The organism is Agromyces sp. NPDC058064 (genome assembly GCF_042885275.1).
Taxonomy (GTDB): Bacteria; Actinomycetota; Actinomycetes; order Actinomycetales; family Microbacteriaceae; genus Agromyces.
Window position 1 is genome coordinate 1,180,351 of the sequence record NZ_JBHVSE010000002.1, and the last position, 12,956, is coordinate 1,193,306.

At 69.4% G+C, this 12,956-nt stretch carries 9 protein-coding genes; 8 read left to right on the top strand and 1 reads right to left on the bottom strand.

The window, feature by feature from the left end; all coding sequences use genetic code 11:
- The first annotated feature begins 130 nt into the window (after positions 1-130).
- Positions 131-1,582 (top strand): 30S ribosomal protein S1, encoded by a 1,452-nt coding sequence (rpsA, locus tag ACFVSL_RS11365; protein ID WP_386941058.1) that lies wholly within the window; start codon positions 131-133, stop codon positions 1,580-1,582.
- 54 nt (positions 1,583-1,636) lie between these two features.
- Here the strand turns inward: rpsA and ACFVSL_RS11370 are convergent, their stop codons facing one another.
- A complete protein-coding gene (locus ACFVSL_RS11370) occupies positions 1,637-2,248 on the bottom strand; it encodes a DUF4126 domain-containing protein (protein WP_386941059.1) in 612 nt (203 codons plus the stop codon).
- A gap of 49 nt (positions 2,249-2,297) precedes the next feature.
- Here ACFVSL_RS11370 and coaE point away from each other — a divergent pair, with 49 nt between their 5' ends.
- The 7 genes from coaE to ACFVSL_RS11405 all read left to right on the top strand — a co-directional run bounded on the left by coaE (position 2,298) and on the right by ACFVSL_RS11405 (position 12,922).
- Positions 2,298-2,912, top strand: coding sequence for a dephospho-CoA kinase (gene coaE / locus ACFVSL_RS11375; protein ID WP_386941060.1), 615 nt, complete (start codon positions 2,298-2,300; stop codon positions 2,910-2,912).
- A gap of 142 nt (positions 2,913-3,054) precedes the next feature.
- Positions 3,055-5,121 (top strand): excinuclease ABC subunit UvrB, encoded by a 2,067-nt coding sequence (uvrB, locus tag ACFVSL_RS11380; protein WP_386941061.1) that lies wholly within the window; start codon positions 3,055-3,057, stop codon positions 5,119-5,121.
- Positions 5,122-5,240: 119 nt separating this feature from the next.
- Entirely contained in the window at positions 5,241-8,132 is a 2,892-nt protein-coding gene (gene uvrA, locus ACFVSL_RS11385; RefSeq protein ID WP_386941062.1) for an excinuclease ABC subunit UvrA, read from the top strand.
- A gap of 4 nt (positions 8,133-8,136) precedes the next feature.
- The gene (uvrC, locus tag ACFVSL_RS11390; RefSeq protein ID WP_386941063.1) at positions 8,137-10,119 is read left to right on the top strand and encodes an excinuclease ABC subunit UvrC; all 1,983 of its coding nucleotides are present in this window, start codon (positions 8,137-8,139) and stop codon (positions 10,117-10,119) included.
- 32 nt (positions 10,120-10,151) lie between these two features.
- Positions 10,152-11,030: an RNase adapter RapZ gene (gene rapZ, locus ACFVSL_RS11395; protein WP_386941064.1), complete on the top strand. Its 879-nt coding sequence runs from the start codon at positions 10,152-10,154 to the stop codon at positions 11,028-11,030.
- 34 nt (positions 11,031-11,064) lie between these two features.
- Positions 11,065-12,045, top strand: a complete 981-nt coding sequence (gene whiA / locus ACFVSL_RS11400; RefSeq protein WP_386941065.1) for a DNA-binding protein WhiA — start codon at positions 11,065-11,067, stop codon at positions 12,043-12,045.
- A gap of 250 nt (positions 12,046-12,295) precedes the next feature.
- A complete protein-coding gene (locus tag ACFVSL_RS11405) occupies positions 12,296-12,922 on the top strand; it encodes a superoxide dismutase (RefSeq protein ID WP_386941066.1) in 627 nt (208 codons plus the stop codon).
- Positions 12,923-12,956 lie beyond the last annotated feature (34 nt).

The window sequence follows — 12,956 nt, forward strand, 5'->3', positions numbered from 1 at the left end:
GCGGGCCGCGTGAATCCGTTAGGATCGAACGTCACTCTTGTGACATCCCTGTCCGCATGCCCATCGCGGAACCAACTTACGCTCTACCGCGCGATGGGCTCGATATTGTCCTTTACGGAGCATTCACTACATGACAACCGCAACGACCAAGGCGCCCAAGCAGGTCGCGATCAACGACATCGGATCTGCTGACGATTTCCTCGCCGCGGTCGAGAAGACTCTGAAGTTCTTCAACGACGGCGACCTCATCGAGGGCACCGTCGTGAAGATCGACCGCGACGAGGTCCTCCTCGACGTCGGCTACAAGACCGAGGGCGTCATCCCCTCGCGCGAGCTTTCGATCAAGCACGACGTCGACCCCAGCGAGGTCGTCGGCGTCGGCGACACCGTCGAGGCCCTCGTTCTCCAGAAGGAGGACAAGGAAGGCCGCCTCATCCTGTCGAAGAAGCGTGCTCAGTACGAGCGCGCATGGGGCGACGTGGAGAAGATCAAGGAAGCCGACGGCGTCGTGACCGGTTCGGTCATCGAGGTCGTCAAGGGCGGCCTGATCGTCGACATCGGCCTCCGCGGCTTCCTCCCGGCGTCGCTCATCGAGCTCCGCCGCGTGCGCGACCTCACGCCGTACCTCGGCCAGGAGATCGAGGCGAAGATCCTCGAGCTCGACAAGAACCGCAACAACGTCGTGCTCTCGCGCCGCGCGCTCCTCGAGCAGACGCAGTCCGAGTCGCGCTCGACGTTCCTCGCGAACCTCCACCCGGGCCAGATCCGCAAGGGCGTCATCTCGTCGATCGTCAACTTCGGTGCGTTCGTCGACCTCGGCGGCGTCGACGGTCTCGTCCACGTCTCCGAGCTCTCGTGGAAGCACATCGAGCACGCCAGCGAGGTCGTCGAGGTCGGCCAGGAGGTCACCGTCGAGGTGCTCTCCGTCGAGCTCGACCGCGAGCGCGTCTCGCTGTCGCTCAAGGCGACCCAGGAGGACCCGTGGCAGGTCTTCGCCCGTACCCACGCGATCGGCCAGGTCGCCCCGGGTAAGGTCACGAAGCTCGTTCCGTTCGGTGCGTTCGTCCGCGTCGCCGACGGCATCGAGGGCCTCGTCCACATCTCCGAGCTGTCGGGCAAGCACGTCGAGCTCGCAGAGCAGGTCGTGTCGGTCGGCGAAGAGGTCTTCGTCAAGGTCATCGACATCGACCTCGAGCGTCGCCGCATCTCGCTCTCGCTGAAGCAGGCGAACGAGGGCGTCGACCCCGAGGGCACCGAGTTCGACCCGGCGCTCTACGGCATGCTCACCGAGTACGACGAGCAGGGCAACTACAAGTACCCCGAGGGCTTCGACCCCGAGACCAACGAGTGGCGCGAGGGCTTCGAGGCCCAGCGCGAGAAGTGGGAGCAGGACTACGCTGCCGCTCAGGCTCGCTGGGAGGCGCACAAGAAGCAGGTTGCTGCTTCGCTCGCCGCCCAGGCTGCCGACGACTCGTTCTCGGCCGGCGGTGCCTCGTACTCGAGCGACTCGGCCGGTTCGGGCACTCTCGCCGACGACGCGTCGCTCGCGGCGCTGCGCGAGAAGCTCTCGAGCAACAACTGATCGCATTCCGCGAGACGGAAGGCCGGTCCCCTCGGGGGCCGGCCTTCCGGCATTTCAGGGGGCGGGCGAAGGATGCTCCGCGCTGCGCGCGCGCTGCGTGCGGCGACGTCGGACGAGGAGGACGACGGCGATCGCGAGCACGACGGCGCCGAGCACCACGAGCACGGGGGCGAGGATCGCGGCGAACGCGAGGGCGAAGCTCCCGGCATCCTCCACCGCGCTGGCGATGGGCGCGCCGACGCCGGCCGTGGCGGTGTTGATGACCGGGCGGGCGGCGGCCTTGCCCAGATGCACGAGGAGCGCGAGGCCGACGCCGACGGCGAGCGGCACCCACTGCGACGAGGTGAAGAACGCCTCGGGATCGGTGACCGCGACGGTCTCGGCGCCGATGCCGGAACTGAACGCGAGCCCGCCGGCGGTCGGGCGCACGACGGTCTGCACGAGGTCGTTCACCGAGTCGAGGCCGGAGATCTTGTCGGCGACGAACTCGACGACGAGCAGTACCACCAGGATCAGCAGCACCCACTCGTTGGCGAGCCAGGCCCAGGCCGCGGGCAGTTCGACGAGGCCGGTGAAGCGGTCGAGCGCGCCGAGGATCACGAGGGGGATCCATGCGTTCAGGCCGGCCGCGAGGGCGAGCCCGGTGCCGGTCAGCAGTTCGAGCATGCCGCCTCCTCTTCGAACGTGTCGAGTGTCGCACGATTAGAGTGGACACGTGTATCTGATCGGCCTCACGGGCGGCATCGCCTCAGGAAAGTCCACCGTCGCGCGGCGCCTCTACGAGCACGGCGCCGTGCACCTCGACGCCGATGAGCTCGCACGTCGCGTCGTCGAGCCCGGCACGCCCGGGCTGGCCGCGATCGTCGCCGAGTTCGGCGATGGCGTGCTGCGCGCCGACGGCTCGCTCGACCGGGTGAAGCTCGGTGAGCTCGTCTTCGCCGACGACGCGGCCCGCGCCCGTCTCAACGCGATCGTGCACCCCGCGGTCCGCGAGCTGTCGGGCAGGCTGATCGCGAAGGCCGAGGCCGAGAACCCCGACGCGGTGGTCGTGTACGACGTGCCGCTGCTCGTCGAGGCATCCGTCGACCACCCCTTCGACCTCATCGTCGTGACGAACGCGCCGCGCAAGACGCAGGTGAAGCGCCTCGTGGAGGAGCGCGGCCTCGACTTCAACCAGGCGCAGGCGCGCGTCGACGCCCAGGTCGACAACACGCGTCGGCTCGAGATCGCCGACGTCGTGATCGACACCGACGGCACCCTCGCGCACACGATGAGCCAGACCGACGCCCTCTGGGCCGACATCGTCTCGCGCCGGGCCGCCCGCGCCTGATCGCACGTCGTCCGCGTCGACGGCGCGGCGGTGAGCGCCGTCTGGACCGCGTGCCCGGCGTGGCCGGCGGGCTCCGGGGCCGGGGCGTGCGCCGCGGGCGAACGCCGGCCGCGGTGTCGGTGGGCGAACCTAGACTTGCAGGATGCAGGCCACGCGTTCAGTTCGTCCGTTCGAGGTCGTCAGCGAGTACCGTCCGAGCGGTGATCAGCCGCAGGCGATCGCCGAGCTGGCCGGGCGCATCAACGCCGGCGAGACCGACGTGGTGCTGCTCGGCGCGACGGGCACCGGCAAGTCGGCGACCACCGCCTGGCTCATCGAGCAGGTGCAGCGGCCGACGCTCGTGCTCGCGCACAACAAGACCCTCGCGGCGCAGCTCGCCACCGAGTTCCGCGAGCTCCTGCCCAACAACGCGGTCGAGTACTTCGTGTCGTACTACGACTACTACCAGCCCGAGGCCTACGTGCCGCAGACCGACACCTTCATCGAGAAGGACTCGTCGATCAACGCCGAGGTCGAGCGCCTGCGCCACTCGACGACGAACTCCCTGCTCAGCCGCCGCGACGTCGTCGTCGTCTCGACCGTCTCGTGCATCTACGGCCTCGGCACCCCTGAAGAGTACCTCGGCGCGATGATGCCGTTGCAGGTGGGGCAGCGGGTCGACCGCGACTGGCTCATCCGCAAGTTCGTCTCGATGCAGTACCAGCGCAACGACGTCGACTTCTCGCGCGGCAACTTCCGTGTGCGCGGCGACACGATCGAGATCATCCCGATCTACGAAGAGCTGGCGATCCGCATCGAGATGTTCGGCGACGAGATCGAGGCGCTCTACAGCCTGCACCCGCTCACCGGGCAGGTCGTCGCGAAGCTCGACGCGGTGCCGGTGTTCCCGGGGTCCCACTACGTCGCCTCCACCGAGGTGATGCAGCGGGCGATCGGCACGATCCGCACCGAGCTCGACGAACGGCTCGCGGAGCTCGAGCGCGAGGGCAAGCTGCTCGAGGCGCAGCGGCTGCGCATGCGCACCACCTTCGACCTCGAGATGATGGAGCAGATCGGCTTCTGCTCCGGCATCGAGAACTACTCGCGGCACATCGACGGTCGCGAGCCCGGCGAGGCGCCGCACTGCCTGCTCGACTACTTCGCCGACGACTTCCTCGTCGTCATCGACGAGTCGCACGTCACCGTGCCGCAGATCGGCGCGATGTACGAGGGCGACTCGTCGCGCAAGCGCACGCTCGTCGAGCACGGCTTCCGGCTGCCGAGCGCACTCGACAACCGCCCGCTCAAGTGGAACGAGTTCAAGAACCGCGTGGGGCAGACCGTCTACCTCTCGGCAACCCCGGGGCGGTACGAGATGGGCGTCGCCGACGGCGTCGTCGAGCAGATCATCCGCCCGACGGGCCTCGTCGACCCGCAGATCGTGGTGAAGCCCTCGAAGGGGCAGATCGACGACCTGCTGGAGGAGATCCGCACGCGCGCCGAACGCGACGAGCGCGTGCTCGTCACCACGCTCACGAAGAAGATGGCCGAGGAGCTCACCGACTTCCTCACCGAGGCCGGGGTCCGGGTGCGCTACCTGCACTCCGACGTCGACACCCTCCGCCGCGTCGAGCTGCTCACCGAACTGCGCGCGGGCGTCTACGACGTGCTCGTCGGCATCAACCTGCTCCGAGAGGGCCTCGACCTGCCCGAGGTCTCGCTCGTCGCGATCCTCGACGCCGACAAGGAGGGGTTCCTGCGTTCGGCGACCTCGCTCATCCAGACGATCGGCCGTGCGGCGCGAAACGTCTCGGGCGAGGTGCACATGTACGCCGACGTGCTCACCGACTCGATGAACCAGGCCATCGAAGAGACGACGCGCCGACGCGAGATGCAGCTCGAGTACAACCGGGCGAACGGCATCGACCCCCAGCCGCTCCGCAAGCGCATCGCCGACATCACCGAGGTGCTCGCCCGCGAGGAGGCCGACACCGCGGCGCTGCTCGCCGGCCGCGACGGGCGCAAGAAGTCGCCGGTGCCGAACCTCCGTCGCGAGGGCATCGCCGCCGAGGGCGCGAACGACCTCGAGGAGCTCATCCGCGATCTCAACGAGCAGATGCTCGAGGCGGCGGGCGAGCTGAAGTTCGAGCTGGCCGCACGACTCCGCGACGAGGTGTCCGAGCTCAAGCGCGAGCTCCGCCAGATGGAGAAGGCGGGGCACCTCGGGTAGCACCCCGGGGGCGCCTGCTGCGCTCCACGGCCCGCACCATCGCGTCGATCGAACATATGTTCGCTCAGAGCGCGTGCCGCCGAGCCGTCCGTGTCGGTGGTCCTCCTTAGACTCGTAGGGTGCCAGTTTCACGTCTCGATGCCCATTCGCGCCTGAGTGTCCGCGGAGCCCGCGTGCACAACCTGCACAACGTCGACGTCGAGATTCCTCGCGACGCGATGGTGGTGTTCACGGGGCTCTCGGGGTCGGGCAAGTCGTCGCTCGCCTTCGACACGATCTTCGCCGAGGGGCAGCGCCGCTACGTCGAGTCGCTCTCGGCCTACGCGCGGCAGTTCCTCGGCCAGGTCGATCGACCCGACGTCGACTTCATCGAGGGGCTGAGCCCGGCCGTCTCGATCGACCAGAAGTCGACGAACCGCAACCCGCGCTCGACGGTCGGCACCATCACCGAGATCTACGACTACATGCGGCTGCTGTGGGCGCGCATCGGCGTGCCGCACTGCCCGGTCTGCGGCGAGAAGATCCAGCGGCAGACCGTGCAGCAGATCGCCGACCGGCTGATGGAGCTCGAGGCCGGCACCCGGTTCCAGGTGCTGAGCCCGGTCGTCTCGAAGAAGAAGGGCGAGTTCGTCGACCTCTTCCGCGAGCTCGCGGCGCAGGGCTACTCGCGCGCCGTGGTCGACGGCGACGTCATCCGGCTCGACGAGCCGCCGAAGCTGAAGAAGCAGGTCAAGCACGACATCTCGGTCGTCGTTGACCGACTCGTCGCGGGGGCCGACGTGCTCGGTCGGCTCACCGACTCGCTCGAGACCGCGCTGCGGCTCACCGACGGGCTCGTCCAGGTCAACTACGTCGACGAGCAGGGTCCCGACGCGTGGGCCACCTTCTCCGAGAAGCTCTCCTGCCCGAACCAGCACCCCATCCAGCTCACCGAGATCGAGCCGCGCACCTTCTCGTTCAACGCGCCGTTCGGCGCCTGCCCCGAGTGCTCGGGCCTCGGCACCCGCATGTCGGTCGACGAGGCGCTGCTGCTCGGCGATCCCGAGCTGAGCATCGCCGACGGCGTCATCCTCCCGTGGACCTCGCAGGGCAAGAGCCTCTACAACTACTACGAGAAGCTGCTCGACGGCCTCGCCCGCGATCTCGGCTTCTCGCTCGACACTCCATGGGAGCAGCTCGACGAGGACGCTCGCAACGCCGTGCTCCGCGGCGACAACTTCGAGGTCAAGGTGCGCTGGCGCAACCGCTACGGCCGCGAGATGAGCTACAGCTCGGGCTTCGAGGGCGTCGTGCCGTACATCGAGCGCCAGTACCTGCAGGCCGAGACCGACGTGCAGCGCGCCCGGTGGTCCGAGTACCTGCGCGAGGTGCCGTGCCCGGTCTGCGACGGCAAGCGGCTGAAGCCCGAGGTGCTCTCGGTGCTCATCCACGACCACAGCATCGCCGACGTCGGCCTGCTGAGCCTGACCGACGCCCGCGCCTTCATGGACCGGCTCGAGCTCACCGAGCGCGAGCAGAAGATCGGCGCGCAGGTGCTGCGCGAGATCAAGCTCCGGCTCGACTTCCTCATCAGGGTCGGCCTCAGCTACCTCGACCTGGCCCGCGCGGCCGGTACGCTCTCGGGCGGCGAGGCGCAGCGCATCCGTCTCGCGACGCAGATCGGCTCGGGCCTCACCGGGGTGCTCTACGTGCTCGACGAGCCGAGCATCGGCCTGCATCAGCGCGACAACCGCCGGCTGATCGACACGCTGATCGCCCTCCGCGACCTGGGCAACACGCTCATCGTCGTCGAGCACGACGAAGACACCATCCGCACGGCCGACTGGATCGTCGACATCGGGCCGGGCGCCGGCGTCAACGGCGGTACCGTCGTGCACTCGGGCAGCTACGCCGACCTCCTGAAGAACACGCGTTCGCTCACCGGCGACTACCTCTCCGGCCGTCGTGAGATCGCCGTGCCGGCTCGCCGTCGGGCGATCGATCGCGAGCGCGTGATCTCGGTGCAGGGCGCCGAGGCCAACAACCTCCGCGGCGTCGACGTCGAGTTCCCGCTCGGCGTGCTGACGGCCGTCACCGGCGTCAGCGGCTCGGGCAAGTCCTCGCTCGTCAACGACATCCTCTACCGGGTGCTCGCCAACCGGCTGAACGGGGCCCGCAAGGTGCCGGGCAAGCACCGCCGCGTGACCGGCCTCGAGCACCTCGACAAGGTCGTCCACGTCGACCAGGCGCCGATCGGCCGCACGCCGCGGTCGAACCCCGCGACCTACACCGGCGTGTTCGACCGCATCCGCACCCTCTTCTCCGAGACGAACGAGGCGAAGGCGCGGGGCTACCTGCCCGGCCGCTTTAGCTTCAACGTCAAGGGCGGCCGTTGCGAGGCGTGCTCGGGCGACGGCACGATCAAGATCGAGATGAACTTCCTGCCCGACGTCTACGTCGCGTGCGAGGTCTGCGGGGGCCAGCGCTACAACCGCGAGACCCTGCAGGTGCACTACAAGGGCAAGAACATCGCCGAGGTGCTCGAGATGCCGATCAGCGAGGCGGCCGAGTTCTTCGAGCCGATCTCCGCGATCCACCGCTACCTGAAGACCCTGGTCGACGTCGGTCTCGGCTACGTGCAGCTCGGCCAGAGCGCGACCACCCTCTCGGGCGGCGAGGCGCAGCGCGTGAAGCTCGCGACCGAGCTGCAGCGCCGCTCGAACGGCCGCAGCGTCTACGTGCTCGACGAGCCGACCACCGGCCTCCACTTCGAAGACGTGCAGAAGCTCCTGAAGGTGCTCGGCAAGCTCGTCGACAAGGGCAACTCGGTGATCGTGATCGAGCACTCGCTCGACGTCATCAAGTCGGCCGACTGGATCATCGACCTCGGCCCCGAGGGCGGGTCGGGCGGCGGCCAGATCGTCGCGACCGGCACGCCCGAGCAGGTGGCCTCCGTGTCCGAGAGCCACACCGGGTTCTTCCTCCGCGAGATCTTCGACGCCGCGGCCGACCGCGCCGACGTCGCCAGCTGAGGCGATGAGCAGCGCAGCGTCGTACGACCAGAGCGTCCCGTACCGGCCGAAGTCGGGCGAGATCCCGACCGAGCCGGGGGTCTACCGCTTCCGAGACGCCGAGCGACGCGTGCTCTACGTCGGCAAGGCGAAGAACCTGCGGGCGCGGCTCTCGAACTACTTCGCCCCGCTCCGCAGCCTCCACGAGCGCACTCGGCGCATGGTGACGAGTGCCGCCTCGGTCGAGTGGACGGTGGTCGGCAGCGAGGTCGAGGCCCTCCAGCTCGAGATCACGTGGATCAACGAGTTCCACCCGCCGTTCAACGTGCGCTTCAAGGACGACAAGTCCTACCCGTACCTGGCCGTCACGCTGGCCGACGAGGCGCCCAGGGCGTTCGTCACGCGCAACCGCAAGCTGCGCGGCGCGCGCTACTTCGGCCCGTACCCGAAGGTGTGGGCGATCAACGAGACGCTCGAGATCCTGCTCAAGCTGTTCCCCATACGCACCTGCAAGGACAGCGACTACCGGCGGGCGATGGCGAGCGGCAAGCCCTGCTTCGCGGGGCAGATCGGGCGATGCTTCGGGCCGTGCTCGGGCAAGGTCACGATCGCCGAGCACCGCGAGAACGTCGATCGGTTCGTCGCGTTCATGCAGAACCAGGATCGCCGGATCCTCGGCGAGCTCGAGCAGCGCATGCGGTCCGCCGCGGCGGCCCAGGAGTACGAGGCCGCGGCCCGGTACCGCGACCGTCTCGTCGCGGCGAACGCCTTCTTCGAAAAGAGCGCGATGGTGCTCGGAGACTCGGTCGACCTCGACGTCTTCGGCATCGACCACGACGAGCTGTCGGCGGCCGTCCAGCTCTTCATCGTGCGCGGCGGGCGCGTGCGCGGCATCCACTCGTGGACGGTCGACAAGGAGCTCGACGTCCCGCTCGGCGAACTGGTCGACTCCGTCGTGCAGAACGCCTACGGCGACGGGCTCCGCCCGCCCGGCGAGGTCGTCGTCCCCGAGCTCCCCGACGACGCCGTCGCCCTCGAGGCATGGCTGGGCGAGCAGGCGGGTCGCAAGGTGCGGCTCAAGGTCGCGCAGCGCGGCGACAAGGCCTCGCTCCTCCAGACGGCGACGCAGAACGCCAAGCAGACGCTCATGCTCTACAAGACCCGGCGCAGCGCCGACTTCACGACGAGATCCCGCGCCCTGGAGGACATCCAGGAGGCGCTCGGCATGGCGGACGCCCCCCTGCGCATCGAGTGCTACGACGTCTCGCACCTGAGCGGCACGAACATCGTCGCGTCGATGGTCGTCTTCGAAGACGGCCTCGCGCGCAAGGACGAGTACCGCAGGTTCACGATCCCGAGCTCGACCGACGACACCGACTCCATCCATCAGGTGCTGACGCGCCGGCTCGCGTACCTCGCAGGGCCGGTCGACGACGACGCGGCGTCCGCGGATGCGATCGCGGCCGACACGGCGGCCGACGGCGCCGCATCGACCGGAGCGGACGCCCCCGACGCCCCCGACGCGCCCGAGATGTCCGAGCGCCGCAAGAAGTTCGCCTACCGGCCGAACCTCCTCGTCGTCGACGGCGGACAGCCGCAGGTCGCCGCCGCGGCGCGGGCGCTCCGCGAGTCCGGCGTCGAGGGCATCTACCTCTGCGGCATCGCGAAGCGCCTCGAGGAGATCTGGACGCCCGAGGCCGACTTCCCGGTGATCCTCCCGCGCAACAGCGACGCCCTCTTCCTCTTCCAGCGCGTCCGCGACGAGGCGCACCGCTTCGCGATCACGCATCAGCGGCAGCGCCGCAAGCGCGACATCGGTTCGGTGCTGTCCGAGATCCCCGGGCTCGGCCCGTCCCGGGTGAAGGAGCTGCTGCGGCACTTCGGCTCCGTCGCCCGCCTGCGGGCGGCCGACGAGACGGCGATCGCCGAGGTGAAGGGCGTCGGACCGACGCTCGCCGCGACGGTGCACGCCCGACTGCACGCCGACGAGGCCCCCGTGCCCCGATAGGCTGGGATGTCGGTATGCAGAAGGGGGTCGGGATGACGACGGGGGAGCCCGAGGAGCAGGAGATGCTCATCGTCACGGGGATGAGCGGGGCCGGGCGTTCGACCGTGGGCAACGCGCTCGAGGACCTGGGCTGGTACGTCGTCGACAACCTGCCGCCGCAGATGCTGCGTCCCCTCGTCGAGCTGGTCGAGCGCGCAGGCACCTCGCTTCCGCGCATCGCCGCGGTCGTCGACATCCGCGGCCGGGACTTCTTCTCCGAGCTGCAGGACATCATCCAGGCCCTTCGCGCGGGCGTGAACGTCCGCGTGGTCTTCCTCGACGCGAACGACGCGGTGCTGGTGCGCCGGTTCGAGTCGGTGCGGCGCCCGCACCCGCTGCAGGGCAACGGCACGCTGCTCGACGGCATCGGGGCCGAGCGGGCCCGGCTCGCCACCCTCCGGGAGGCGAGCGACATCGTCGTCGACACCTCCGACCTCAACATCCACCAGCTCGCGAACCTCGTGACCGAGACCTTCGCGGGCGCCGACCACGCGGGCCTCAGGGTCACGATGCAGAGCTTCGGCTTCAAGTACGGTGCGCCGACCGACGCCGATCTGATCGCCGACGCCAGGTTCCTGCCCAACCCGTTCTGGAACCCCGAGCTCCGACACCTCACCGGCGAGGACGCCGCCGTGAGCGAATTCGTGCTCGGCCAGCCCGGGGCGATGGAGTTCCTCGACGCGTATGCTCGCGCGCTCGAACCCGTGCTGGCCGGCTACCAGCGAGAGAACAAGCGACACGCGACGATCGCGATCGGCTGCACGGGCGGCAAGCACCGCTCGGTGGCCATGGTCCGAGAACTCGCCGAGCGCGTCTCGAAGATGCCCGGCGTCGTCGTGAGCGTCAAGCATCGCGACCTCGGTCGCGAATGACGCCGGGTCCCCGCAACACAGATTGGATGACGAGGTGGCATTGACCGCTGATGTGAAAGAAGAGCTCGCCCGGGTCGAGGTCTCCAAGACGAGCGTGCGCATCGCCGAGCTCGCCTCGGTGCTGCGGTTCGCAGGTGGGCTCCACATCATCTCGAATCGCATCGCGATCGAGGCCGAGCTCGACTCCAAGAACGTCGCGCGTCGCGTGACGCGCGATCTCGGCGAGATCTACGGAGTCCGGCCCGATGTCTCGGTCGTGTCGCCGACGGGAGTGCGACGCACGAACAACTACCTCGTGCGCATCCTCGAGGGCGGCGAGACCCTCGCTCGCCAGACCGGGCTCCTCGACGCGCGTCGCCGCCCGGTCCGGGGCCTTCCGAACAAGCTGACCACGGGCTCGCGCGACGAGGTCGCGGCGATCTGGCGCGGCGCATTCCTCGCGCAGGGGAGCCTCACCGATCCCGGCCGCTCCGCTGCGCTGGAGGTGACCTGCCCCGGCAACGAGACCGCGATGGCGCTCGTCGGCGCCGCCGGTCGCCTCGGCATCGCGGCGAAGGCCCGCGAGGTGCGCGGCGTCCACCGGGTGGTCATCCGCGACGGCGAGGCGATCAGCGCCATGCTCGCCGCCATGGGGGCGAGCACGACGGTGCGCAACTGGGAGGAGCTGCGCCAACGCCGGGAGGTGCGCGCCACAGCGAATCGCCTCGTCAACTTCGACGACGCCAACCTCCGTCGCTCCGCGCAGGCCGCGGTCGCGGCCTGCGCCCGTGTCGAGCGCGCGATGGAGCTCCTCGGCGACGACATCCCCGACCACCTGAAGTACGCGGGCGAGCTGCGGCTCGCCCACCGCGAGGCGAGTCTCGACGAGCTCGGCCACCACGCCGACCCGCCCATGACGAAGGACGCCGTGGCCGGCCGCATCCGGCGGCTGCTCGCGATGGCCGACAAGCGCGCCGCCGACCTCGGGGTGCCCGGGACCGAGGCGAGCCTCCCCGCCGATCTCGACGAGGTCTGAGCGGGCCGTCGCCCGTTCCCGCACCGCTGCGCGGGCGCCCGCACCCCGAGCAGGAGACGGCCTCCCGCTCCGGGGCGTTCGTCGCGCCTCGGGGTGTCCGTCGTGCGCCGGGTCGCCCGCCCGTCACACGGCGACGCGATCCCGACGGCGCCCCGGCGCGCCTCGGCCGCACGGGCATAGACTCGGGAATGCCGCCGCGGAGATCCGGGGAGACGCCCGGGTGCCCCGGCGCACCTGACAAGGAGAAGCAATGGCTGACTACACCCTCCCCGATCTCGCCTACGACTACGCGGCGCTCGAGCCGGCGATCAGCGGCACGATCATGGAGCTGCACCACTCGAAGCACCACCAGGCGTACGTGACCGGCGCGAACTCCGCCCTCGCGCAGCTCGCCGAGGCGCGCGACTCGGGCAATCTCGCGAACGTGAACAAGCTCGAGAAGGACCTCGCCTTCAACCTCGGCGGTCACGTCAACCACTCGATCTTCTGGACGAACCTCTCGCCCGAGGGCGGCGACAAGCCGACCGGCGAGCTCGCCGCGGCGATCGACGACCACTTCGGCTCGTTCGACAAGTTCCAGGCGCACTTCACCGCGACGGCGCTCGGCGTGCAGGGCTCGGGCTGGGCGGTGCTCGCGTGGGACTCGCTCGGTCAGCGCCCGATCATCGTGCAGTTCTTCGACCAGCAGGGCAACCTGCCGGCGGGCCTCGTGCCGCTGCTCATGCTCGACGTCTGGGAGCACGCGTACTACCTCGACTACAAGAACGTCCGGGCCGATTACGTCAAGGCGTTCTGGTCGATCGTGAACTGGGAGAACGTCCAGCAGCGCTTCACCGCAGCTGGTGAGAAGACCTCAGGGCTGCTGCTACTGTCGTAAACGGATGGTGTCCCCGGACTCGTCCGGGGACACC